20 protein-coding genes are annotated in these 24,625 nt (G+C 74.7%); 15 read left to right on the forward strand and 5 right to left on the reverse strand.

All coding sequences use genetic code 11. The features are described 5' to 3' along the window. Positions 1–42: 42 nt before the first annotated feature. On the forward strand, positions 43–2,286 hold the full coding sequence (locus VKV23_09580) for a DUF4157 domain-containing protein (protein HLI16286.1): 2,244 nt from the start codon (positions 43–45) through the stop codon (positions 2,284–2,286). 185 nt (positions 2,287–2,471) lie between these two features. Next, complete coding sequence (locus VKV23_09585; protein ID HLI16287.1) at positions 2,472–2,792, forward strand: hypothetical protein; 321 nt, start codon at positions 2,472–2,474, stop codon at positions 2,790–2,792. A gap of 19 nt (positions 2,793–2,811) precedes the next feature. Here VKV23_09585 and VKV23_09590 read toward each other — a convergent pair whose 3' ends face one another. Then, on the reverse strand, positions 2,812–3,714 hold the full coding sequence (locus VKV23_09590) for a deoxyribonuclease IV (protein HLI16288.1): 903 nt from the start codon (positions 3,712–3,714) through the stop codon (positions 2,812–2,814). Between the two features lie 61 nt (positions 3,715–3,775). Here VKV23_09590 and VKV23_09595 point away from each other — a divergent pair, with 61 nt between their 5' ends. The 7 genes from VKV23_09595 (at position 3,776) to VKV23_09625 (ending at position 13,793) form a co-directional block, all read left to right on the forward strand. Beyond that, positions 3,776–5,251, forward strand: a complete 1,476-nt coding sequence (locus VKV23_09595; GenBank protein ID HLI16289.1) for a MiaB/RimO family radical SAM methylthiotransferase — start codon at positions 3,776–3,778, stop codon at positions 5,249–5,251. Positions 5,252–5,393: 142 nt separating this feature from the next. Then, a complete protein-coding gene (gene secA / locus VKV23_09600) occupies positions 5,394–8,159 on the forward strand; it encodes a preprotein translocase subunit SecA (protein ID HLI16290.1) in 2,766 nt (921 codons plus the stop codon). A gap of 10 nt (positions 8,160–8,169) precedes the next feature. Further along, positions 8,170–9,333, forward strand: a complete 1,164-nt coding sequence (gene prfB, locus VKV23_09605) for a peptide chain release factor 2 (GenBank protein ID HLI16291.1) — start codon at positions 8,170–8,172, stop codon at positions 9,331–9,333. 1,089 nt (positions 9,334–10,422) lie between these two features. After that, on the forward strand, positions 10,423–11,250 hold the full coding sequence (gene ftsE, locus VKV23_09610) for a cell division ATP-binding protein FtsE (GenBank protein ID HLI16292.1): 828 nt from the start codon (positions 10,423–10,425) through the stop codon (positions 11,248–11,250). Continuing rightward, entirely contained in the window at positions 11,250–12,137 is an 888-nt protein-coding gene (locus VKV23_09615) for a permease-like cell division protein FtsX (GenBank protein ID HLI16293.1), read from the forward strand. The genes ftsE and VKV23_09615 overlap by 1 nt, the downstream gene beginning before the upstream one ends. 101 nt (positions 12,138–12,238) lie before the next feature. Continuing rightward, positions 12,239–12,982: a serine hydrolase domain-containing protein gene (locus VKV23_09620; GenBank protein ID HLI16294.1), complete on the forward strand. Its 744-nt coding sequence runs from the start codon at positions 12,239–12,241 to the stop codon at positions 12,980–12,982. 67 nt (positions 12,983–13,049) lie between these two features. After that, positions 13,050–13,793, forward strand: a complete 744-nt coding sequence (locus VKV23_09625; GenBank protein ID HLI16295.1) for a sugar phosphate nucleotidyltransferase — start codon at positions 13,050–13,052, stop codon at positions 13,791–13,793. Here the strand turns inward: VKV23_09625 and VKV23_09630 are convergent. Genes VKV23_09630 through VKV23_09640 form a run of 3 tightly spaced genes read right to left on the reverse strand, consistent with a single transcriptional unit; the run spans position 13,753 to position 16,345 of the window. After that, positions 13,753–15,042, reverse strand: coding sequence for an NAD(P)/FAD-dependent oxidoreductase (locus VKV23_09630; protein ID HLI16296.1), 1,290 nt, complete (start codon positions 15,040–15,042; stop codon positions 13,753–13,755). The two genes, VKV23_09625 and VKV23_09630, sit on opposite strands and share 41 nt — an antisense overlap. Continuing rightward, positions 15,035–15,976, reverse strand: a complete 942-nt coding sequence (locus VKV23_09635) for a TIGR01777 family oxidoreductase (GenBank protein HLI16297.1) — start codon at positions 15,974–15,976, stop codon at positions 15,035–15,037. Before VKV23_09635 ends, VKV23_09630 begins: the two co-directional genes overlap by 8 nt. A 30-nt stretch (positions 15,977–16,006) precedes the next feature. Beyond that, positions 16,007–16,345, reverse strand: a complete 339-nt coding sequence (locus tag VKV23_09640) for a hypothetical protein (protein HLI16298.1) — start codon at positions 16,343–16,345, stop codon at positions 16,007–16,009. Positions 16,346–16,385: 40 nt separating this feature from the next. On the opposite strand from VKV23_09640, the gene VKV23_09645 reads away from it, so the two are divergent. The 6 genes from VKV23_09645 (at position 16,386) to VKV23_09670 (ending at position 24,007) form a co-directional block, all read left to right on the forward strand. Beyond that, positions 16,386–20,084 carry a multifunctional oxoglutarate decarboxylase/oxoglutarate dehydrogenase thiamine pyrophosphate-binding subunit/dihydrolipoyllysine-residue succinyltransferase subunit gene (locus VKV23_09645; protein HLI16299.1) on the forward strand — a complete coding sequence of 1,233 codons (3,699 nt, stop codon included), beginning with the start codon at positions 16,386–16,388 and terminating at the stop codon, positions 20,082–20,084. 56 nt (positions 20,085–20,140) lie between these two features. Next, positions 20,141–21,373 (forward strand): hypothetical protein, encoded by a 1,233-nt coding sequence (locus VKV23_09650; protein HLI16300.1) that lies wholly within the window; start codon positions 20,141–20,143, stop codon positions 21,371–21,373. After that, a complete protein-coding gene (fabZ, locus tag VKV23_09655; protein HLI16301.1) occupies positions 21,370–21,813 on the forward strand; it encodes a 3-hydroxyacyl-ACP dehydratase FabZ in 444 nt (147 codons plus the stop codon). Before VKV23_09650 ends, fabZ begins: the two co-directional genes overlap by 4 nt. Beyond that, complete coding sequence (locus VKV23_09660; protein HLI16302.1) at positions 21,810–22,616, forward strand: exodeoxyribonuclease III; 807 nt, start codon at positions 21,810–21,812, stop codon at positions 22,614–22,616. Before fabZ ends, VKV23_09660 begins: the two co-directional genes overlap by 4 nt. A gap of 89 nt (positions 22,617–22,705) precedes the next feature. Then, positions 22,706–22,981 (forward strand): 4a-hydroxytetrahydrobiopterin dehydratase, encoded by a 276-nt coding sequence (locus VKV23_09665; protein HLI16303.1) that lies wholly within the window; start codon positions 22,706–22,708, stop codon positions 22,979–22,981. Positions 22,982–22,990: 9 nt separating this feature from the next. Then, entirely contained in the window at positions 22,991–24,007 is a 1,017-nt protein-coding gene (locus VKV23_09670) for a DUF6687 family protein (GenBank protein HLI16304.1), read from the forward strand. Between the two features lie 15 nt (positions 24,008–24,022). On the opposite strand, the gene VKV23_09675 is transcribed toward VKV23_09670, so the two are convergent. Further along, the gene (locus VKV23_09675; GenBank protein HLI16305.1) at positions 24,023–24,619 is read right to left on the reverse strand and encodes a hypothetical protein; all 597 of its coding nucleotides are present in this window, start codon (positions 24,617–24,619) and stop codon (positions 24,023–24,025) included. Between the last annotated feature and the right edge of the window lie 6 nt (positions 24,620–24,625).

Below are 24,625 nucleotides of genomic sequence, written 5' to 3' on the forward strand. Positions count from 1 at the left end.
GCCTCTCGTCGCGCCCGGGCGCGTCGAGTACCATCACGTGCAGTGTCGCGCGAGCGGCGCGCCCGTACGCGGACGGCGGACGCGCCAAGCCGAGGCAGGCGCCAGCCGTTAGACGCGTCGCGCCCGGGCAGCGCCCAGGAGCTCCTCGGGCTGCAGCGCCTCGCCGGCAACGCGGCGGTCGCCCGGGCGCTCGAGCCGGGCGGCCGTCTGAGCAGCGTCGTCGCGAGCGCGGCGCACGAGGCACCGGCAGGTCCCGCCCTGCACGTCGACCCGGTCGAAGAGCGCGAGGCGGACGTGGTCGCGGACCGCGCCGTCGAGCACCTCGGCGCCCGCGCGCTCGCCCCGCCCGTGCGCGCCGGTGCCCTCTCGCCAGCGCTGCGAGCAGCGGTCGCCGCGGTCGCCCCCGGTGCCGAGCTCGCAGCGTCGCTCCCGGTGCGCGCCGACGACGCCGCTGCGGACGCGCTCGGCGCTCGCGCCTTCACCGACGGCCGGGTCGTGACCGTCGGGGCCGGCGAGCTCGACGATCCGCTCGAAGCGCACCGCCTGCTGGCCCACGAGGCCGTCCACGCCGGCCGCCACGGCGCCGCGCTCGAGGCGAGCGGCGCGGTGGCCCCGAAGCTGCGTGGGACGCGCGAGGCGCTCGAGGCGCAGGGGGGCGGGCGGACGTCGGGCCTGCTGCGGCGTTCGATCGGGTCGCTCACGAACTGGGACAAGATCCTCCTCGCGGTCGGCGCCTACGAGCACCTCGAGGAGGAGGTCCTCCGGCGGGGCAACCCGAGCCGGGAGGAGCTCATGGCCCTCCGGGCACCGCTCGCCGAGCAGCTCGGCAAGATCGAGGCCGCCTGCCTCGCCTGGCAGCGGGCGAACCCCGACACGGCGCCGCGCCGGGTCGACGAGGAGGGGCGCGCCGAGCGCGACCCGCGCACGAAGGTCGGGCGACGCCAGGCGATCGCGATGCTGCTCCCGCGCGTCCGACTCGAGATGAAGGACCTGCAGAGCGGCGCGTGGGTCCGGACGCTCGGCCTGTCGGACACGAAGCTCGTCGGCCAGGGTGGCGAGTCCTCCGGGCAGAAGAACACGGTCCGGGAGCTGCGCTACTCGACCGAGAGCGGCGAGTTCTCCGGGTACTTCAAGGCGGAGAAGGGCTTCGCCGGCGACATCGAGGGGCACGAGCTCGACGTCGGGATCAGCCAGATCGATCCGAACTACGGCGCGCGCGCCGTCGCGATGTACCGCATCGACCAGCTGCTCGACGCGAACGTGACGGCACGCGCCGAGTTCGCCGTGCACGACGGCCAGCTCGGGACCGTGCTCGAGAAGGCGAAGGGCGTGCGAGCCACCGACGCCAACTTCGGCCTCACCGACGAGCACGCCAGGCGCCTCGGGCCGGGCGCGATCTCCGTGCAGGACCCGGTGCTGCAGCGGGCGCTCTCCAAGCTGCAGGTGCTCGACGCCATCTGCGGGCAGCTCGACCGCCACCAGGGGAACTGGTTCGTGAACACCGACGAGTCCGGCCGGGTCACCGGCGTGACCGGGATCGACCTCGACATGGCCTTCGGCGAGCGGATGCGCTCGCCCGACGAGCGCTTCGGCGAGAACTACCTCGGGATGACCGACCAGGTCGACGAGGAGTTCGGCCGGCGCATCCTCGCGCTCAAGCCGAGCGAGATCCGCGACGCCATCACCGGCCTGCTCAGCGAGAGCGAGGTCGAGGCGACCGTGGCGCGCTTCACCTCGGTCCAGGAGAAGATCCGCCAGCTCGACGAGAAGGGCCAGCTCGTCGGCCGCTGGGACGCGAAGACCGCCTTCGAGGGCCGCACGCACGAGTCGACGTTCCGTTCCGGCCACCGCTCCTACGAGAGCCAGATCTCGGGCAGCGCGATCGTCTCGGCCCTCCAGGCCCAGCAACAGCGCGCCCGGGCGATGACGAGCGGCGACCTCGAGGGGCTGCCCGACCGCTACCGCGCCTACCTGCGCGAGCTGCCCGAGCCGACCTCCAGCGGGATCCTGCAGACCCTCGCGTACCTGCTCGGCGGATCGCTCTACAAGCCCCTCGTCTGGAGCGGCGCGCTGCTCCCGGAGGACTTCGAGCTGGTCACCCAGCAGCTGCTCGACGGCCTGCTCGGCGACTCCGGCCTGATGGCGCGCTGCGAGGTGGCCGTGCAGGAGTTCTCGGGCGGAGGGTCGACCTTCGTGCCGGTGGACGCGATCCTCGAGCCACGGGCCAAGGAGCTCGTCGCCGAGCTGGCGGCGAAGCTCCGGCCGCGCGAGAAGGTGCCCGCCTGACGCCCGGCGCCTGGGACGGCTGCGGAGCGGGCGGGCTCGGTCTGCCCGAGCCACCGGCACCGCTCGCGGCGCTCGTCCGGCGGCTCGGCCCCGATCGGTGGGGGACGCGCCTCGCCCGCGGGGCGCTGCGCCACGTCGGTGCCTTCGAGCAGGAGTTCCTCGACGAGCGCCACCCAGGCGACTACGTGCTCGCCGCGATCGCCGACGTCGCCGCCGGGCTCCCAGCCGTCTGCTACCTCCTCGCCTACGGCCGGCTCGGGCTCTTCGTCCAGGTCGACGGGCGCGAGGGCCGCTCCCGGCGAGGGCTCGAGGACGCCGCCGACCTCCAGGAGCGCGCGCTGGCGGCCTTCGCGCAGGACCGGCTGCCGCCGCCCGGCCGCCTCGTCGTCGCCGACAGCTTCGTCGGCGTCCGCCGCTGGCGCTGGACCGGCGATCCGCCCGACGGCGGCCTCGAGGGCCTCGCCGGGGCGCTCGACTGGCTCGCCGACCCCGTCGTCCGGGCCTGACGGCGGCGGGCCGGCGTCCTCAGGACCCGCCACGACGCCGAGGGGCCGCCCGCAGCCTTCGGCCGAGCTCGAGCGCGCGGCGGGCGGCCTCGAGGTCGGTGCGCCGCGGCCCCTCGCCGGCTCCGGGCACCTCGAGGAGCCCGGGCAGGCCATCGAGCGCCGGGTGGCTGATGAGCAGGCCGAGCGCCTCGAGGCCGATGTGCCCCTCGCCGAGGTTGGCGTGGCGGTCGCGGTTCGCGCCGAGCGCCACCTTCGAGTCGTTGAGGTGCACGCACGCGAGGCGCCCGAGCAGGTCGGCACGCCGCAGGCCGGCGACGACCTCGTCGGCCTCCTCGCGGTCGCGAAAGGCGACGCCCGAGGCGAACAGGTGCTGGGTGTCGAGGCAGACGCCGAGCCGCTCGTCGCCGCCGGCGGCGTCGAGGATCGCCGCGAGCTCGCCGAGGCTCCGCCCGACGGTGCCGCCCGCGCCCGCCGTGTTCTCGACGAGCAGCGGGCAGCCCTCGCCGCCGAGGCGAGCGGCCGCCATGTCGAGGGCGGCGACGAGCTCTCGGCCGACGCGGGCGCGCGCCGCGTCGAAGCCAGCTCCCCGGTGGCTCCCGACGTGGACGACGACGCCGGCGGCGCCGAGCTCGCTCGCCGCGACGAGCTCGCCGGCGAGGCGCTCGCGCGAGCGGGCCCGCAGGGCGTCGTCGCCGGTCGCGAGGTTGATGAGGTAGGCGGCGTGGACGAAGGTGGCCTCGACGACGGTGCTCTCGTGCGCCGCCTCCCGGTAGGCGTGGAGGGCCTCCGGCCGGTGCGCGGCCTGCGCCCAGACACGTGGGCTGGCGGCGAAGAGCTGGACCGCCTGGGCGCCGAGCGCCTCGGCACGCTCAAGGGCGGCGAGCAGTCCGCCGGCGGTGCGAACGTGGGCGCCGAGGAGCACCGCCCGACGGTAGCGAGTAGGCGGGGTCCGCGCCCGAGCGGCGCTCGCGTAACGTGGGGAGGTGGCGCGCAAGTTCTTCATCCGCACCTTCGGCTGCCAGATGAACGAGCACGACTCCGAGCGCATCGCGGCCGATCTCACCGCCGGGGGGCTCGAGCGCACCGAGTCGCTCGCGGAGGCCGACGTCGTCGTGCTCAACACGTGCTGCGTGCGAGAGAACGCCGACAACAGGCTCTACGGCCACCTCGGGCAGCTGAAGGCGTTGCGGGCCGCGCGCCCCGGTCTGCAGATCGCGGTCGGCGGCTGCCTGGCCCAGAAGGATCGCGAGGCCATCGTGGCGCGCGCCCCGCACGTCGACGCCGTCTTCGGCACGCACAACGTCGGCCGAGCCGCCGCGCTCCTCGACGAGGCGCGCCGTGTGCGCCGGCCGGTGGTCGAGGTGCTCGACGCGCCCGTCGACGACGAGGCGGCCTTCCCGAGCGCGATGGCGGTGCGCCCGGACCTCGCCTACGCGGCGTGGGTGACGATCCAGGTCGGCTGCGACAATTCCTGCGCGTTCTGCATCGTGCCGGCGGTGCGCGGGCCCGAGCGGAGTCGTCCCTTCGGCGAGCTCGTCGCCGAGGTGGAGCGCCTGGCTCGCGCTGGCACCGTCGAGGTCACCCTGCTCGGCCAGAACGTCAACTCCTACGGCCGGGACCTCACGGCGGCCCTCCGGCGCGCCGGGGCCGCGCCGGAGCGGCGGGCCTTCCTCGCCGGCGAGGCCTGGGCCGGCGAGGAGCGGGCGCGCCCGCGCCCGCTCTTCGCCGACCTGCTGCGCGCCGTCGGTGCGATCGAGGGGATCCGGCGCGTCCGCTTCACGAGCCCGCACCCGAAGGACCTGCGCCCGGAGACCATCGCGGCGATGGCCGAGACGCCGGCGGTGTGCGAGCAGCTCCACCTCCCGCTCCAGTCGGGAAGCGACCGCGTGCTCGCCGCGATGCGCCGGGGCTACACCGCCGAGCGCTACCTCGCGCGCCTCGCCGAGGCGCGCCGCGCCGTGCCGGACCTCGCCGTGACGACCGACCTCATCGTCGGGTTCCCCGGCGAGACCGAGGTGGACTTCGAGGCCACGCTCGAGGCGGTCGTCGAGGCGCGCTTCGACAGCGCCTACACCTTCGTCTTCTCCCCCCGCCCCGGGACGCGGGCCGCGGCGATGGTGGACGACTTCGTCGACGAGGACGTCGTCGCGGACCGCTTCGCCAGGCTCAAGGTGGTCGTCGAGCGCCAGGCGCTCGAGGCCAACCGCGCGCGCGTCGGCCGGGTCGAGGAGGTGCTCGTCGAGGGCCCGTCGCGCAAGGACCCGGCGGTGCTCGCCGGCAGGACGCGCCAGAACAAGCTCGTGCACTTCGCGCCCGGCCGGGCGGCCCTCGCACCCGGCAGCTTCGCCGAGGTGCGGGTCGTCGCCGCAGCCCCCCACCACCTGCTCGGCGAGCTCGTCGCCGCGGGCGCCGACGGCGCTCGCGCGCGCCGGCGCTCGATCCCGGTCGGCGTCGGCTAGGGCGGCGAGGACCTCGCAGGACCCGGCCGTAGACTGTGGTGGTGCCGCTGTCGAGCCCGTCCGCGCCAGCCCGGTCGAGGCGCGTCCGAGTGGAGCGAGGCGCGCCTCGCGCCGCCTCGCCGGACACGAGGCGGCTCGTGGCGTGCCCGCGGGCGGGGGAGCGGTGAACCTCTTCGGGCGCGTCCTTCGCGCCGGTGAGGGGAAGAAGCTGCGCAGCCTGGCTGAGGTCGTGCCGCTCATCAACGCCCTCGAGCCGGAGGTCGAGGCGCTGAGCGACGACGAGCTCGCGCACATGACCGTCTCGTTCCGGGAGCGCCTGGCGGCTGGTGAGGACCTCAACGACCTGCTCGTCGAGGCCTTCGCCGTCGTGCGCGAGGCGGCGCGGCGCACGATCGGCCAGCGTCACTTCGACGTCCAGCTGATGGGCGGGATGGCGCTCCACTTCGGCTGGATCGCCGAGATGCGCACCGGCGAGGGCAAGACCCTCGTCTCGACCCTGCCCGCGTACCTCAACGCGCTGAGCGGCAAGGGCGTGCACATCGTCACGGTGAACGACTACCTGGCTCGGCGCGACGCGGAGTGGATGGGCCAGATCTTCCGCTTCCTCGGCCTGACCGTCGGCCTCGTCGTGCCCGAGGTGGACGACTTCGAAGCCAAGCGCGCCGCCTACCGGGCCGACATCACCTACGGGACGAACACCGAGTTCGGCTTCGACTACCTGCGCGACAACATGGCCGTCGACCTCGGGCAGATGGTCCAGCGCGGCCACCACTACGCCATCGTCGACGAGGTCGACTCGATCCTCATCGACGAGGCGCGCACGCCCCTCATCATCTCCGGGCCGAGCGAGGACTCGACGCGCCTGTACTACCAGTTCGCGAGCATCGTCCGGACCCTCCGGCGTGACGAGGACTACGAGGTCGACGAGGAGAAGCGCACGGTCGTGCCGACCGAGTCCGGCATCGCGAAGGTGGAGCGGCAGCTCGGCGTGGACAACCTCTACGACGCCGTCTCGGTCAACTACGTCCACCAGCTCAGCAAGGCGCTCGAGGCGAAGGAGCTGTACAAGCGGGACAAGGACTACATCGTCGCCGACGGGGAGGTGAAGATCGTCGACGAGTTCACCGGGCGCATCCTCGAGGGCCGGCGCTGGTCCGACGGGTTGCACCAGGCCATCGAGGCCAAGGAGCGCGTCCGCATCCTCGAGGAGAACCACACCTGGGCGACGATCACCCTCCAGAACTACTTCCGCATGTACGAGAAGCTCGCGGGCATGACGGGCACCGCCGAGACCGAAGCCGCGGAGTTCGCCTCGACCTACGGCCTCCAGGTCGTGCCGATCCCGACCAACAAGCCGATGATCCGCGTCGACCACCCCGACCTCGTCTTCAAGACCGAGGAGGCCAAGTTCGCCGCGATCGTGGCGGACATCGCCGAGCGCTACGAGCGGGGCCAGCCCGTCCTCGTCGGCACCGCCTCGGTCGAGAAGTCCGAGCACCTCTCGCGCCTGCTCGACAAGCAGGGCATCCCGCACACCGTCCTCAACGCGAAGCAGCACGCCAAGGAGGCCGCAATCGTCGCGCAGGCCGGCCGGCTGCACGCGGTGACGGTCGCGACGAACATGGCTGGGCGGGGCGTCGACATCCTGCTCGGCGGCAACCCCGAGGGCCTGGCGCGCCAGGCGCTGCTCGCCGAGGGCCTCGACCCGGCGAGCGAGGCGGGTGCGGCACGCCTCGCCGAGCTCGAGGCGCACTACCGGGAGACCTGCGCGGCCGAGGCCGCCGAGGTGGTCGCGCTCGGCGGCCTGTACGTCCTCGGCTCGGAGCGCCACGAGAGCCGCCGGATCGACAACCAGCTGCGCGGCCGGGCGGGTCGTCAGGGGGACCCGGGCGAGAGCCGCTTCTACCTCTCCCTCGAGGACGAGCTGATGCGCCTGTTCGCGTCGGGCGCGATGAGCTGGGTGATGGACCGGGCGCTGCCCGAGGACGTGCCGATCGAGGCGCGCATGGTCACGCGGGCCATCGAGCGCGCCCAGAACACGGTCGAGGCGAAGAACGCGGAGATCCGCAAGGACGTCCTCAAGTACGACGAGGTGATGAACGAGCAGCGCAAGGTGATCTACGAGCGCCGCATGCAGATCCTCCAGGGGGAGGACCTGCGCGAGTACACGCTCGAGCTGCTGCGCTCGGCGCTCGGCGCGCTCGTCGACAGCGCCTGCCCCTCGAGCTTCGCCGAGGAGTGGGACCTCGAGCGCCTCGTCGCCGAGCTCGCCCAGTACTACCCGAGCCAGTTCACCGTGGAGGACCTCGAGCAGGCCGAGACGCTCGAGCAGCTGCGGGAGAGCATCGTGGCGGACGCCGTCGAGTACTACGAGCGGCGCGAGGCCGAGCTGCCCGGCGGCCCGGACACCGCCCGCCAGCTCGAGCGCCAGATCATGCTCCAGATCATCGACCAGCGCTGGCGCCAGCACCTCGCGGAGATGGACCATCTGCGCGAGGGGATCCACCTGCGCGGGCTCGCGCAGACCGATCCGCTCGTGGCCTGGCAGCAGGAGGGCTACGAGCTCTTCGGCAGGCTCATGGACGCGATCGACGACGACTACCTGCGCTACGTGATGCACGTCCAGGTGCTCGTCGAGGAGGAGGCCGCGCCCGACTACCGGCAGGCGACGTTCGAGGCCGCGCAGGACCCGGTCGCCGGCTTCGCCGCCCCGGCGGACGCGAAGGCGCCGCCGTCGGTGGGCGCCGCGCCGGACCGAGGCGCCAGCACGCTCGCGCCGCCCCAGCGCGCGGCCGCCCTCGCGCCGGCGAGCCGCCTCGTCGGCGTACCCAGGGCGAAGATCGGCCGCAACGAGCCGTGCTGGTGCGGGAGCGGGCGCAAGTACAAGCTCTGCCACGGCGCGACCTGAGGTGCCGGCGATGAGCGCGCCCGGCGTCGGCGGCGCCGGGGTCGAGCGGGGAGAGCTCGCGGACGAGCTGGCCGAGCTCGCCGGCCGCCTCGAGGCCGCCGAGGCCTACCTGCACCTCGACAGGCTGCGGGCTCGGCACAGCGAGCTCGAGGCGCAGCTCGCCGACCCCGGCCTGTGGGAGGAGCCCGAACGCGCCCGGCGCCTCAGCGCCGAGTACGGGCGCGTGCGGTCCGACCTCGAGGAGCTCGAGCGGCTGCGCCGGAGCCTCACCGAGGCTCGCGAGCTGCACGACCTCGCGCTCGAGGAGGGCGAGGAGGCGCTGGAGGCGCTGCGGCCCGAGCTTCGCGAGGCGCTCGACGGCGTGCGCGCCGCCCTCGAGGAGCTCGAGCTGCGGAGCCTGTTCGCCGGCGAGTACGACGAGCGCGACGCGGTCTGCGAGATCCACGCCGGGGCCGGCGGCACCGACGCCCAGGACTGGGCCGAGATGCTCCTGCGGATGTACCTGCGCTGGGCGGAGCGGCACGGCTTCGGGGTCGAGCTCGACGAGGTGTCCCCCGGCCAGGAGGCGGGCATCCTGTCGGCGACCTTCATCGTGCGCGGCCGCCACGCCTACGGCCTGCTCGCCGCCGAGCGCGGGGTGCATCGCCTCGTGCGCATGTCGCCGTTCGACTCCCAGCACCGGCGCCAGACGAGCTTCGCCTCCCTCGAGGCGACGCCGTTCCTCGAGGACGCCGGCGACGAGGTCGAGATCGACGAGCGGGACCTGCGCGTCGACACCTACCGCTCCTCGGGCGCGGGCGGCCAGCACGTCAACGTCACCGACTCGGCGGTGCGCATCACGCACCTGCCCACCGGGATCGTCGTCTCCTGCCAGAACGAGCGGAGCCAGCACCAGAACAAGGCCCGGGCGCTCCAGATCCTCGCCGCCAAGCTCGCCGAGCGGCAGCGAGCCGAGCGGCGCGCCGAGCTGAGCGCGCTGGCTGGTCCCCAGGCGAAGGTCGAGTGGGGCAACCAGATCCGCTCGTACGTCCTCGCTCCCTACCAGCTCGTCAAGGACCTGCGCACCGGCGAGGAGACCGGCAACGTCGAGGCTGTCCTCGACGGCGACCTCGACCGCTTCATGGTCTCCTACCTGCGCTGGCGCCGCGGCGGCGGGGCGGAGCAGCCCGGCTAGCCGAACGCCGCAGGCCTTCGACTGGCGAGTTGCGGCTGCGGGATCGCGCCGCTTCCTCGGCTCGGGCGGGTGATCTCGAGCCTGCGGTGACGGGTTGGCCAGCGACGGCCCCGCCTCGAGGGGTCGAATCCGTCCCTGGCGACGCGCTCGGGCGCGCGTCGACCAACGAGTGCCGGCTGCCAGGCGCCTGGCGGTGGCCAGGGGAGCGTTCGATGCGTCGGACGGCGCCGAGCACCACGTCGGCGGCCGGCCAGCCGTCGATGACGGGCGCGACCTCCCAGGGTGTCTGCGGGACGCGTCGGCCAGGAGCGTGGAAGAGGGCCCGTCGCAACGCCTCGGGCCTCGCGTCGCGCCAGGTGCCGTCCGCGGAGCGGGGCTGGAAGCACCGCACGAGATCGGCTGCAGGGACGCCGATCTTCATCCAGGCAGCGTCTGCCTCGAAGGAGGTGACTGGGAAGCGGCAGCGCTCGGAGTCTGCAGCCGGCGCAGGAGCTGCTCGGCGCGGGCGTGGGCTCGGTGGTGACGACGAGGTCCCTCGGGTCGGCTTCCCCGCTCGGTGCGCAGGCCCCAGGAGCCGTGATCGAGGGAGGGGAAGAGGCGGCGCTGGCGACCGGGGTGCAGGAGGTGCACGCAGGACGGTCAGGCGCGTGCCGTCTGGGAGGTCGGCGTCGGAGGAGCGCGAGGCGAGCTCGGCCGCCGCACGCTCGAGGATGCTCGGGTACGGGCAGCTCAGGAGCCGGCGTCGCCAGGGTGCGCTCGCCTGTTCTGGGCCTACCTCGGTCGGTGCCGCTCACCTGCTCCGCCCCGCCCTGCGGCCACCTCGGGATCGACGACCGCTGCCGCTGCCGTCGTCACCGCCAGGTCGAAAGTTACACTCGCGTACTTATTGGCAGGGCCCCTCGTCGGCGATGCTTTGTCCACGTCTGTCACGGGTTTGTCATGTCGCGTCGGCTAGGGTTTGGCGGGTCGTCGCGGCGCACGCGCTGGAATGGCGCCGCGGGCGGCACGGTGACAAGAACGTGCAAGTCGTCGCACCTACCGAGGTGGGCAGCTGAGCCGTCTCAGCGGCTCGACCCGAGGAAGAGGACGATGATCCGGTTCGAGAACGTCACGAAGGCCTACCGGGGTGGCGAGCCGGCGCTCCGGGACGTCTCGCTCGAGATCCAGCGGGGCGAGTTCGTCTTCCTCGTGGGTCCCTCCGGCTCCGGGAAGACCACCTGCCTCAAGCTGCTGCTGCGGGAGGAGACGCCCGACGAGGGGGCGATCTGGGTCGCGGGCCGCAACATCGGCGAGCTCTCGCACTGGCGGGTTCCCTACCTGCGGCGCAACATCGGGTGCGTCTTCCAGGACTTCCGCCTGCTGCCGAACAAGACCGTGGCCGAGAACGTCGCCTTCGCCCTCGAGGTGATCGGGCGTCCCCGCAGCGTCATCTCGACGCAGGTCGCCCAGGTGCTCGAGCTCGTGGGCCTCGGCGAGAAGTCGGCCCGCATGCCCGACGAGCTCTCGGGGGGCGAGCAGCAGCGCGTCGCGATCGCGCGGGCGTTCGTCAACCGGCCGCTCGTCCTCCTCGCCGACGAGCCGACGGGCAACCTCGACCCGGCGACGAGCGAGGGGATCATGCGCCTCCTCGACCGCATCAACCGCACGGGGACGACCGTCGTCATGGCGACCCACGACGTCGGCATCGTCGACGCCATGCGACGGCGCGTCGTCGAGCTCGAGCGCGGGCGGGTCGTGCGCGACCAGCTGCGCGGCGTCTACGGTGCCGACGCGCCGAGCACCTCGCGGGGGATCCCCGCGGTGTCGCTCCTCGCCCCGGGTGCCGGCGGCTCGAGCGCGGGCGAGCGCGCCGCCTCGCCGTCGTCCACCGGTCGCGTCGCCGCGCTGCGGGCGCGCCGCGGCGTCCGGCAGGTGTGATGGGCGTCTCGCTCGACTACGTCGCCAAGGAGACGGCGACGAACCTGTGGCGCAACCGCATGATGGCGCTCGCCGCCATCTTGACCGTCGCCGTGTCCCTCTCGCTCGTCGGGACGGCCCTCCTGCTGCGCCAGGCCGTCAACCGCCAGATCGGCCAGTTCGGCAGCAACGTGAGCCTGCAGATCTTCATGAACGCCGACGCGACGCCCCAGCAGGTGGCGAGCGTCCGCTCGCTCATCGAGCAGACGCCGCAGATCACTCACTTCACCTACCTCGACCACGCGGCGTCGTACGCCCAGGCGAAGCGCATCCTCGCGAGCTCGCCGACCGCGCTCGAGGCGCTCACGCCGGCGACGACGCCGACGGTCTTCGACTGCCAGCTGAAGAGCCCGGACGAGGCGCCGACGGTCGCGGCGATCTTCAAGGGCTACCCGGGCGTGTACGCCACGCCGTTCCCCGCGCAGAGCATCCGCGTGCTCCAGCAGGTGACGAACGTGCTGCAGGCGATCCTCCTCGCCATCGCGATCGTCCTGCTCGTCTCCTCGTCCGTGCTGATCCTGAACGCCATCCGCGTGGCGATCTTCGCCCGCCGGCGCGAGATCGGCGTCATGAAGCTCGTCGGGGCGACGAACTGGTTCATCCGGGTCCCCTTCATGCTCGAGGGGCTCGTGCAGGGGCTGTTCGGCGCCGTCGTGGCGGTCGGCATCGTGCTGCTCTCGAACGTCGGCGTCGGCTACCTGATCCGCCACTACCACGTCACCGTGCTCGGCTCGAGCGTGCTTCCCGCCTCGGACCTCGCCGTCACCGAGCTCGTCGTCGTGGCGATCGGTCTCGTCGTCGGCGTCGCGGGGTCCTCGGTCGCGATCCGGCGCTTCCTCGACGTCTGAGGCGGCCGACCCTGGGGGCGACCGGGCCCGGGCGGGCGCTCGCGGCCATCGACACCTGGGGGGCCGGGTCCGCCGCCGCCGCGCTCGTCGACCCCTCCGGGATCGTCGAGGCCCACGGCGACCTCGGCCGGCCCTTCGCGCTCGCCTCGGTGACGAAGCTCCTCAGCGCCTACGCCGCGCTCGTCGCGCTCGAGGAGGGCATCGTCCGGCTGGACGACGAGGCCGGCCCGCCGGGCGCCACGCTCGAGCACCTGCTCAGCCACGCCTCGGGACTGTCCTTCGCCGACCGCAACGTCGTCCTCGCCCGCCCTGGTGCGCGCCGCATCTACTCGAACGCCGGCTTCGAGGTGCTCGCCGAGCACCTCGCCGCCGCGGCTGGCATGCCCTTCTCCCGCTACCTCGCCGAGGCGGTGCTCGAGCCGCTCGGGCTCGCGACGACGCGCCTCGAGGGCTCGCCGGCGGCCGGCGCCCGCTCCAGCGCTGGCGACGTCGCCGCCTTCGCCGTCGAGCTGCTGGCACCGCGCCTCGTCGCACCCGAGACCCTCGGGCGCGCCGTCACGGTCGCCTTCCCGGGCCTCGCCGGCGTCCTGCCGGGCTTCGGTCGGATGGCACCGTGCGACTGGGGGCTCGGCTTCGAGCTTCGCGACGCGAAGGCGCCGCACTGGACCGCCCCCTCCTGCTCGCCGGGCACCTTCGGGCACTTCGGCCAGAGCGGCACGTTCTGCTGGGTGGACCCAGCGGCGCGCTGCGCGCTCGTCGTGCTCACCGACCGCCCCTTCGGCCCCTGGGCGAAGCGAGCGTGGCCGGCGCTCGGCGAGGCGGTGCTCGCCGGGCGCGGCGACTGACCGCCGGGTCGCGCCGAGGCACGCAAAGTAGACTCGCGCCCATGGCGTCGGCGCCCCCGTCGAGGCGATGAAGGGCGTCCTCCTCGCCGGCGGGACCGGCAGCCGGCTGCACCCGCTCACGCGCATCACGAACAAGCACCTGCTGCCGATCTACGACCGCCCGATGATCTCCTACGCGGTCGAGGCGCTCGTCAAGGCCGGGATCACCGAGCTCATGGTGGTCACCGGGGGCACCCACGCCGGCGAGTTCCTGCGCCTGCTCTCGAACGGGGAGGACCACGGCGTCGACCGGCTCTGCTACGCCTACCAGGAGCGGCCCGGGGGCATCGCCGAGGCGCTCGGGCTCGCCGAGCGCTTCGTCGGGGACGACCTCGTCCTCGTGATGCTCGCCGACAACGTGTTCGGCGCGTCGATCCGGCCCGTCGTCGAGGCCTTCGGCCGCCAGGGAAAGGGTGCCCGGATCGTCCTCGCGCGCGTCGAGGAGCCCGAGCACCTCCGCCACCTCGGCGTGCCGGAGCTCGGCCCGGACGGCAGCGTCGTGCGCATCGTCGAGAAGCCGCACGACCCGCCGAGCCCCTACTGCGTGACGGGCCTCTACTGCTACGACCCCTCGGTCTTCTCGGTGATCGCGACCCTCGAGCCCTCCGGGCGCGGCGAGCTCGAGATCACCGACGTGAACAACCACTACGTCGCCGCGGGACAGATGTCCTACGACGTCTACGAGGGCTTCTGGGGCGACGCCGGCGAGTCGATCGACGCCTACTACGCCGTCAACGACCACGTCCGGCGCTACGGGGCCAACCTGGGCTGAGGGCGCGACCGGCGTAGGGATCGGGCCGCCGAAGCCGCGCCGGGCGCCAGGCGCTCGGGGTCAGGGCGATGCCCCGTGGGTAGGCCTCGAAGAGCCAGCGCCCGACGCGGCGCGCGAGGGCGCGGCTCGCCCCACACCCGTGGACGACGGCACCCACGAGGCGGGGGTGCGCCATGAGCGAGGAGCAGGCGGCGGCGACGGTCTGGTCGCGCCGGAGCGTGCGCGCGAGCGCCGCCTCGTAGCGGCGGGCGACCGCGGCCGGGTCCGCGGAGCCGGGCCCGGCGATCGCCGCCGCCGCGAGCGTGCCCGTCTCGAGCGCCTGGGCGATGCCCTCGCCGGTGAACGGGTCGGCGGCGAAGGCGGCGTCGCCGGTGAACAGGACGCGCCCGTCGGCGGCGCAGACGCTGACGTCGCGGCGCGCCGGGATGGGCCAGGCGCGCGCCGGGGCCTCGAGGCGGGCGCGCGCGCCGAGCAGCGAGGTGACGAAGGGGCTGGCGAGCATCCGCTGCCAGGCGGCGGCGAGGTCGCGGCCCCGCCGGCCGGGCCCGAGCGGGGCGCAGACGCCGAGGTTCACGCTCGCCGCGCCGACCGGGAAGGACCAGCCGTAGCCAGGGAGGAGCTCCTCGTCGAACCACACCCACCACTGCCGGGCGGCCTCGGGGCCGACGTCTCGCGCGTAGGCGCGAAAGGCGAGCCAGCCCTCTTCGGGCCCGCCGGCGGTCGTGTCGCGCCCGAGGGCCCGCCGAACGGCCGAGCGCGCCCCGTCCGCCGCGACGAGGTAGGCGGCGCGCGCCGTGAGGCCGCCGTCGAGGGCCGCCTCGAGGAGCCCGCCGCCGGGCGACAGCGCACGAAAGGCGCGCGCCTCGAGGACGCGCGCCCCGGCGGCTCGGGCGAGGTCGAGGAGGCGGGCGTCGAGGTCGCCGCGCCGGGCGACGGCCGCGGGGACACCGCTGCCGTCCCCGAGCGGCAGCGTCGCGACGCGCCCGGACGGGGAGCGCAGCGCCAGCTCGCGAGCGGGCGTGAACGAAGCGACGTCGGCGGGGTCGAGCCCGAGCTCCTCGAGGCGGTAGAGCGCGCCGGTCGTGAGGCCGTCCCCGCAGGTCTTGTCCCGGGGAAAGCGCGCCCGGTCGACGAGGAGCACGTCCCGCCCGGCACGCGCGAGGCCGATCGCCGCCGCGCAGCCGGCCGGCCCGGCGCCGACGACGAGCACGTCGGCAGCGAGCGCGCCCGGCGGACCGCCCTCACCCATCGCGGCGCCCTCGCCGTCGGCGGCGCTGCGCGAGGGCGGCCTCGACGGCGCTCGCCACGTCTCGGTGGGCGAAGGCGAAGCCGTCCGCCTCGAGCCGGCGCGGCAGGACGCGCTGGCTCGCGAGCGCGACGTCGCGCGCGACGTCGCGCCCGAGGGCGAGCACGAGGAGGCCCCGGGGGACGGCGAGCACGGAGCGCCGGTGCAGCGCCGCGGCGAGCGCGGCCGTGAGCTCGGCGTTGCGGGCCGGCTCCGGCGCGGTCACGTTCACCGGGCCGGCGAGGTCCGGGCGCGTCGCGAGGTGGACGAGCGCCCCCACGGCGTCGTGCAGGGAGACGAAGCTCGTCCACTGCCGACCGCTCCCGAGGCGCGCGCCGAGCCCGAGCGAGAAGAGCGGGACGAGGCGCGCGAGCGCGCCGCCGTCGGGGCCGAGGACGACGCCGAGGCGGGCGTTCACGACCCGGATGCCCGCCTCCCGCGCCGGCGCGGCGGCGGCCTCCCAGGCGCGGCAGACCTCGGCCAGAAAGCCCGTGCCCGCGGCGCTCGACTCGTCGAGCACCTCGTCGCCTCGGTCGCCGTAGAAGCCGATGGCGGAGGCGCAGACGAAGGCGGTGCGGCGCGCCTCGCTCGCGGCGAGCGCGCGCGCGAGGACGTCGGTTGACACGACCCGGCTCGCGCGGATCCGCTCGCGCTTCGCCGGGCTCCAGCGCGTCGGCGTGATCGGCTCGCCGGCCAGGTGGAAGACGGCGTCGACGTCGGCGAGGCGCCCGTCGTCGAGGCCGGCGAGGTCGAGGCGCCGGCGGGCGAGGTCGAGGCCGACCTCGCCGGGGCCGGGCGAGGCGCGCACGATGCGCGCGACGTCCCAGCCCTCGGCACGCAGCCGGGCCTGGAGCGCGCGCCCGACGAACCCGCTCGCCCCGCTCACGAGCGCCCGCACGCCACCTCCCTCGCCGCTCGCCCAGCGGCCCTAGCCGGCGGGCGGCCCGCCGCGAAGGCGCGCCGCCGCCCCGACGAGGCGGCGCAGCGCGGCCTCGTCGGCCCCACCCTCGACGAGGGCGGCCACGAGCGCCTCGACCTCGCGCGCCGCCTCGGCGTCGACGCTCGCGCCGAGTTCGCTCGGCGTCTCGCCCACGGCCACGGCCACCATCAAGGCGACGATCGCCCCGCTCGAGACGCAGCCGAGGGCGATCACGCCGCCGAGGTGGTGCGTCGCCGCCGCGGCGATCATCCCGGCGATGGCGGCCGCGCTCGCCACCGCCACGACGCGGCGCACGATGGCGGCGAGGTTCGCGTCGACCCTGGCCACGTCATGCGACCCTACCTCGCCCGCCGGTAGGCTCGGAGCGATGCAGGGAGAACCCGCCCGGGAGCGCCGTCCGGCCGCGGCCTTCGAGGGCGCGCTCGGGATCAACGCCTGGTTCGTCGAGGACATGTACCGTGCGTACCTCGCCGACCCCTCGTCGGTGAGCGAGAGCTGGCGGGAGTTCTTCGCCGACTACCCGAGCCACATGCCCGGGGCGCCGCCCGCCCCTGCCCGCGCCGGCTACGCCACGCCGGGCGAGGAGGCGCCCGCGCCCGCACCGGCTCCCCCCGCCGCTCCCCCCGCTGCCGTCGCGCCGCTCGACGCCAGCCGGCCGTCCGCGACGGTGCTGCGCGGCGGCGCGGCGCGCCTCGTCGAGAACATGGAGCGCAGCCTCGCGGTCCCGACGGCGACGAGCGTCCACCCGGTGCCGGCGCGCCTGCTCGAGGCGAACCGCAACCTCGTCAACCAGCACCTGGCGCGCGCCTCGGGTGGCAAGGTGAGCTTCACCCACCTCATCGCCTGGGCGATCGTCCGGGCACTTCGCGACGTGCCCGCGCTCAACTCGAGCTTCGTCGCAGACGCCGACGGCACGGGGTCGCCGGGGGTCGTGCGCCACGAGCACGTCGGGCTCGGCATCGCCGTCGACCTCGAGCGCGCCGACGGGTCGCGGACCCTCGTCGTCCCGGTGCTCAAGGAGGCCGACCGGCTCGACTTCGCCGCCTTCCTCCACGGCTACGAGGACCTCGTGCGCCGCGCCCGGTCGGGGCGGCTGACCGTCGAGGACTTCGCCGGGGCGACGGTCTCCATCACGAACCCCGGCGTCCTCGGCACGACCCAGTCCGTGCCGCGCCTCATGGCCGGCCAGGGGGCGATCATCGGCATCGGCGCCCTCGGCTACCCCCCCGAGTACGCCGCGGCCGATCCGGCATCGCTCGCGGAGATCGGGATCGGCAAGGTCGTCACGCTCACCTCCACCTACGACCACCGGATCATCCAGGGGGCGGAGTCGGGGCGCTTCCTCCAGCGCGTCCACGAGCTGCTCGTCGGCGCCGATGGCTTCTACGACGACGTGTTCGCCGCGCTCGGCGTCGGCTGCGAGCCGGCGCGCTGGGCGCGCGACCGGCACCCGCTCACGCCGGGGCAGCGCGAGGCCACCCAGCTCGCCAAGGAGCAGGAGGTGCGCGCCCTCATCAACATGTACCGGGTGCGCGGCCACCTCATCGCCCACCTCGACCCGCTCGCGAGCGGCCCGCCGCCGCTGTTCAGCGACCTCGACCCGGCGAGCTACGGCCTCACCGTCTGGGACCTCGACCGCCCGTTCCACGTCGGCGGCCTCGCCGGCCACGACGTCCTCACCCTCCAGGAGATCCTCGACATCCTGCGCGACGCGTACTGCGGGACCGTCGGGGTGGAGTACATGCACATCCAGCACCCCGAGGAGAAGCGCTGGGTGCAGGAGATGGTCGAGGGGGTCCCGACCTCCCTCGGGCCCGACGAGCAGCGGCACATCCTCGCCCGCCTGAACGCCGCCGAGGCCTTCGAGCGCTTCCTGCACTCTCGCTACGTCGGACAGAAGCGCTTCGGCCTCGAGGGCGCCGAGTCGACGATCCCGTTCCTCGACGCCGTCCTCGAGGAGGCCGCCCGCTCCGGCGTCGTCGAGGCCGTCCTCGGCATGGCGCACCGCGGCCGGCTGAACGTGCTCGCCAACATCGTCGGGAAGGCCTACAGCGAGATCTTCGGCGAGTTCGAGGGCAACCTCGACCCCGAGACGGTCCAGGGGTCGGGGGACGTGAAGTACCACAAGGGCGCGGTCGGCAAGTGGGTGGGGCGGGACGGCATCTCGCTCCCGGTCACCCTCGCCTCCAACCCCTCGCACCTCGAGTCCGTCGACCCCGTCGTCGAGGGGATGGCTCGCGCCAAGCAGGACCGGATGCCCGCCCCCGCCGACTTCCCGGTGCTCCCCGTGCTCGTGCACGGCGACGCCGCGTTCGCCGGGCAGGGGGTCGTCGCCGAGACGCTCAACCTCTCGCTCCTCAAGGGCTACCGGACGGGCGGGACGATCCACCTCGTCATCAACAACCAGCTCGGCTTCACGACGCCGCCGACCGAGGCGCGCTCGTCGGTGTACGCGACCGACGTCGCGAAGATGGTCCAGTCGCCGATCTTCCACGTCAACGGCGACGACCCCGAGGCCTGCGTGCGCGTCGCCCGCCTCGCCGTCGCCTACCGCCAGCGCTTCCACAAGGACGTGGTCGTCGACCTCGTCTGCTACCGCCTGCACGGCCACAACGAGGGGGACGACCCGAGCTACACCCAGCCGCTCATGTACAAGCGGATCGAGGCGCACCGCTCGGTTCGCAAGCTCTACACCGAGACGCTCGTGAAGCGGGGCGACATCACCCTCGAGGAGGCCGAGCAGGCGCTCGCCGACTTCTCCGCGCGCCTCCAGCAGGCGCTCGACGAGACCCGGTCGGCCGCCCCGCCGCGCATCGACCGTCTGCCCGAGCGCCGACGCAGCGAGCTCCCGAGCCTCTCCTCGACGCCGACCGGCGTCGAGCGTGGGACGCTCGACCGCCTCGTCGAGCGGCTGCACGCCGTGCCGGACGGGTTCACGCTGCACCCCAAGCTCGCTCGGCACCTCGCCCAGCGCGTCGAGCAGTACCGAGGCGGCGAGGTCGACTTCAGCCTCGCGGAGGCGCTCGCCTTCGGCTCGCTCCTGCTCGAGGGCTACGACGTCCGCCTGACGGGCCAGGACACCCGGCGGGGCACCTTCTCGCAGCGGCACTCGGTGCTCGTCGACTACGAGACGGGCGAGGAGTACACGCCGCTCGAGCACCTCGAGGGGCTCGCGGCCGGGCGAACCGGGCGCTTCACGGTGCGCGACTCGCTCCTGTCCGAGTACGCCGCGCTCGGCTTCGAGTACGGCTACTCGGTCGAGGCTCGCGACGCGCTCGTCGCCTGGGAGGCCCAGTTCGGCGACTTCGCGAACGGGGCGCAGGTCATCATCGACAACTTCATCGTCGCCGCCGAGGAGAAGTGGGGCCAGCTCTCGGGCCTCGTCCTGCTCCTCCCGCACGGCTACGAGGGCCAGGGGCCGGAGCACTCCTCGGCGCGCCTCGAGCGCTTCCTCACCCTGGCGGCGGGCGACAACATCACGGTGGTCCAGCCCAGCACCGCCGCGCAGTACTTCCACCTGCTGCGCGCCCAGGTCCTGCGCAGCGCCGCCCGTCCGCTCGTCGTCATGACGCCGAAGTCCCTGCTGCGGGCGCGACCGGCGCGCTCGCGAGCCGACGAGCTCGTCGGAGGTGGCTGGCGCGAGGTGATCGACGACACCGGCGCGCCGGCGCGCGAGGCGCCCGAGACGGTGCGACGGGTCGTCGTGTGCAGCGGACGCATCGCCTACGACGCGCTCGGCCGCCGGGACGCGCTCGAGGCCGAGGGCGGCGCCGCGACCGCCGTCGTGCGCGTCGAGCAGCTCTACCCCTTCCCCGAGGCGGCGCTCGCCGCGGTGCTCGGCCGCTACGCGCGAGCCGAGGAGGTCGTCTGGCTGCAGGACGAGCCCGCCAACATGGGCGCGCGCACCTTCGTCGAGCCGCGGCTGCGCCGGCTCGCGCCCGCGGGTGCGACGCTGCGCTCGGTGAGCCGGGACGAGGCGGGCAGCCCGGCGACGGGAAGCCACGCCATCCACGCCCTCGAGCTCGAGCGCCTGCTCGCCGAGGCGGTCGGCGCGCTCGGGCGCTGAGGCCGACGAGTGCGCCCGCCGCCGGCTCCGGTGCGCCTGCTCGTCCCCGCTCGCGCATGACGGCGCACCACATCGTCGTCGACGGCTCGAACCTCGCCACCGAGGGGCGATCCCTGCCCAGCCTGGAGCAGCTCGAGCAGGCGGTCGCGGCGCTGCGCGAGGAGCTCCCCGACGCGCTCGTCACCGTGGTCGTCGACGCCACCTTCGCGCACCGCATCGACCCGGCCGAGCGCCCTCGCTTCGAGGAGGGGGCGCGCCGCGGCGAGTACGTGTCGCCGCCGGCCGGCGCGATCGGCCGCGGCGACGCGTTCCTGCTCAAGATCGCGCAGAAGGTGGACGGCACCGTCCTGTCGAACGACTCCTTCCAGGAGTTCCACGGCGAGCACCCCTGGCTCTTCGAGCGGGGGCGGCTGCTCGGCGCCTCGTTCGTGCCCGGCGTGGGCTGGATCTTCGTCCCGCGAACCCCCGTGCGCGGGCCGCGCAGCCGCGCCGCGCTGCGCGACGCGGCCCGTTCGCGCGAGGAGGTGGAGCAGGCGATCGCCGAGGCCACCCGAGAGGTCACCGTCGTCGAGGCGCCGAGCGACGGCGCCGAGGCGCGAAGCGCCCGTCGCCGCGCCCCGGCATCGTTCCAGGCGGTGAACGAACCGACGGCGTTCATCGCCTTCATCGCCGAGCACCGCCTCGGCGACCTGGTCGAGGGTGAGGTGGACAGCTTCACTTCGCACGGCGCCGTCGTCCGCTGCGGGGACGTTCGAGCCTACGTGCCGCTCGCGGGACTCGCCTCGCCACCGCCGCGCGCTGCCCGATCGGTGCTCCGCCGCGGCGAGCGCCGGACCTTCGCCCTCACGGCGCTCGACCCCCAGCGACGAGGCGTGGAGCTCGCCCTGCCCGAGGTCGCGGTCGTCTCGGGCCATCCGAGCGAGGAGACGGTCGAGGCGGAGCTGCGCATGGCGCGCTCGCTCGCGCGACCCGCGGGCACCGGGAGCGCCGGCGCGTCCCGGCGCCGCAAGACGGAAGCGACGGCTTCGCCGTCGGCCGAGCCGGTTCCGTCCGCCGAGCCGAGGTCGGCAGGCGACGCCGCTGCCGAGCACGCCGCCGCCGAGCCGGCACCAGTCGCCCCCGGCGCGACCGCAGCAGCAGAGCGCTCCTCGGCCCGACGCGCCCCGGCGAGGAGGGGAGCGAAGCGAGCGCTCGACCAGCAGGCCCCGCCGCAGGGCGCGCCGCCGTCGGACCTGGCGCCCGCGGCGGAGCCGACCGGCGGCAGCGGGGCGCGGCGGAGGCGGCGGTGAGCGCCGGCGGTTCGGCTCGACCGCCGGCGCCAGCCGAGCTCGTCCCCCACCGGCCGCCGTTCCTCCTCCTCACGGAGATCGTGTCGCTCGCGCCAGGTGAGACCGGGCGGGGGCGGTGGCGGCTTCGCGGCGACGAGGACTTCTTCGCCGGCCACTTCCCGGGACGCCCGACCCTGCCGGGGGTGCTCATGGTGGAGGCGCTGGCGCAGCTCGGGGCGGCGGTGGTCCTCGCGGACGACCGGTTCTCCGGGCACCTGCCCCTCTTCGGCGGCATCGACCGGGCCCGGTTCCGCCGTCAGGTCCTCCCGGGCGACGTCCTCGACCTCGAGGTGCGTCTCGCCCGCCTCTCGACGCGAGCGGGGAGGGGGCACGGCGTCGCGACGGTCGACGGCGAGCTCGCCTGCGAGGCAGACCTGCTCTTCGTCCTGGTACCGGCGTGACGCGACTGCGGCTGGCGACCTGGAACGTCAACTCCCTGCGCGCGCGCGTCCAGCGCGTCGAGGAGTGGCTGCGCCGCAGCGAGCCCGACGTCGTGTGCCTGCAGGAGACCAAGTGCGCCGACGACGCCTTCCCGGCCGAGGCCTTCGCGGCTCTCGGCTACGCGGCCGCGCACCACGGCAACGGGCCCTGGAACGGCGTCGCGATCCTCTCGCGCGTCGGCCTCGCCGGGGTGCGCGCCGGCTTCCTCGACGAGGCCCCCGGCGAGGTCGACGAGTGCCGCATCCTGTCGGCGACCTGCGGCTCGATCCGCGTCGTCAGCGTGTACGTGCCGAACGGCCGCGCCGTCGGCTCGCCGCAGTACGCCGCCAAGCTCGCCTGGCTCAGGCGGCTGCGCGCCGAGCTCGACGCGACAGCTCGGCCGGACGAGCTGCTGGCGCTCTGCGGCGACTTCAACGTCGCGCCGGAGGACCGGGACGTCTTCGACATCAGTCGGTTCGAGGGCATGACGCACGTCACCGGCCCGGAGCGTGCGGCGCTCGCCGAGGTGCTCGGCTGGGGCCTCGAGGACGTGACCCGCGCGTTCCATCCGGACGAGGTGGGCCCCTTCTCCTGGTGGGACTACCGCGGCGGCGCCTTCCACAAGGGAGAGGGGATGCGCATCGACCTCGCGCTGTGCTCCCGGCCGCTCGCGGCGCGGGCGGTGGGAGCCTTCGTCGATCGCGAGGCGCGCAAGAAGGGCTCGAAGGCCATCACCCAGCCGTCGGACCACGCGCCGGTCGTCGTCGACTTCGACCTCGCCTAGCGCTCGGCCGCCCTCGGCGACCTCGGGCGGGGCCTGCCCGCGGGCCGTTTCGCGCGACGGGACGGGCCGGCGCCGCTAAGGTCGTCGCCGTGCAGCTGCTCGGCGACGACGCCATCGCCGCCGCGCTCACCTCCCTGCGCTGGGAGCGCGACGGGGCAGAGCTCGTGAAGGTGGTGCGCCGCGACGACTTCGCGTCGGCCCTCGCCTTCGTGAACGAGGTCGGCCGGCTCGCCGAGCAGGCCGGACACCACCCCGACATCGAGATCCGCTGGAACACCGTGACGCTGCGGCTGTCGACGCACTCGCTCGGCGGCATCACCGACGCGGACCTCTCGCTCGCCCGTTCGATCGACGCGCTCGGCTGACGCGGGCCGATGCCCCCGTCCGGCCTCCCCTACGTCCCGGTCGACGCGCTCGCCGGCCGGGCCCACGTGGTCGTCGACGGCGCGCCACGCCCCGGCTCGGTCCTCGTCCTCTCGCACTGGCCGTCGACCCCGGCGCCCGCCGGCCTGCGCCGGGACCTCTCGGCGGAGATGGCCTTCGCCTGGCTCGCTCGCCACCCCCGGTGGCCCGCCTCGGCGGCCGCGGTGACGACGGACCACCTCGACGAGGACGGCCTCGCGGCGCTGCTCGCGCTCGTCGACCCCCCGGTCGCCCTCGCGCGCCGGCGCGCGCTCGTCGCGCTCGCCCGGGCGGGCGACTTCGGCGTCGTGGCCGACGCCGCAGCGGCGCGGCTGGTCTTCGCGGTCCGGGCCGTGATGGGCCGCGACGCGCCGTCCGGCGCACCGGGGTGGCGCGGCGAGGAGGTCGGCGCTCGCTACGAGGAGCTGCTCGGGCGGCTCCCCGAGCTCATCGACCACCCCGAGCGCTTCGCGCGCCTCGGTGCGGCGGAGGAGGCCCGCTACCGCGCGAGCGTGGCGTGCCTCGAGGTCGGCGAGGCCACGATCGAGGAGGAGCCGTGCCTCGGCCTCGCCGTCGTTCGGGTCGGGCGCGCCGTCGCCGACCTCGGCGAGCGCCTCGGCGAGCGGGCGAGCCTCCCGCTGCACCCCGCCGCCCTCCACTCGGCGACCGCCATGGCCCGCGTCGCCCTCGTGCACGGCGACCGCTTCGTCTACTACGACCGCTACGAGACCTGGGTCGCCTACACGAGCCGGCGCCTGCCTCGCCGCCGCGACCTCGAGCCGCTCGCCGGGCGTCTCAACGAGGCCGAGGGCGCGCCGGTGTGGGAGGCCGACCCGCCCGGCGCGCTCGTGCCGGTCCTGGCCCACGCGCCGGGCCGGTCGAGCCGCCTCCCGCCCGAGCGCGTCCTCGAGCTGGTGCGGCGCTACCTCGCCAGCGCGCCGGCGGCCTGGGACCCCTTCCTCTCCGTCCCGGCGCTCGGTCGTCGGTGAGGCGACCGTGGCGCCTCAGCGGACGGGCAGGTCCCAGATGGGGAACCAGCGGTCGAGCTCGGGCTCGATGGCGAGGTCCTCGCCGAGCTCGGCTTTCAGCCGGAGCTCGGCCTCGTTGTCGCGTCGCTCGCCGTCGAGGGGGACGAAGGGGTAGAAGGTGCCGCGCTTGTAGAGGTAGACGAGGTAGACGCGGCCGGCAGCCTCCGCCGCCGGGGCACCAGGCGGTCTCGCGAACGCGAAGACCGAGCAGAGCAGCTGGGGGCCGTAGCCGTGCTCCTCGAGGGTCGAGTTGGCCACGTGCACCCTGGTCACGAGGGTGTCGAAGTCGTCCGCGCGCAGCACGAGCCACCGGTAGCCGTACTGGTCGCTCTCCTTGGTGAGACGCAGCGCGCCCTCCTCGGCGTCCTCGAGCGACAGGAGCTGGCCGATCTCGGCCTCCGTCTGGCCGAAGGCCTGGCCGGCCACCGGCTTGAAGCACACGCCCGCGGATCCGGTCGGGACGAGGCCCTCGGTCGCCTCGAGGGTCACCCGGGCGCCAGGCAGGCCGAAGAGGCGGTCGAGGTTCGGCTTCGCCGGCTTCGTGCGCCCGAGGAGGACGTCGAGGAGGCCCACCCGCTG

The organism is Acidimicrobiales bacterium (assembly GCA_035294085.1).
Taxonomy (GTDB): Bacteria; Actinomycetota; Acidimicrobiia; order Acidimicrobiales; family Bog-793; genus DATGLP01.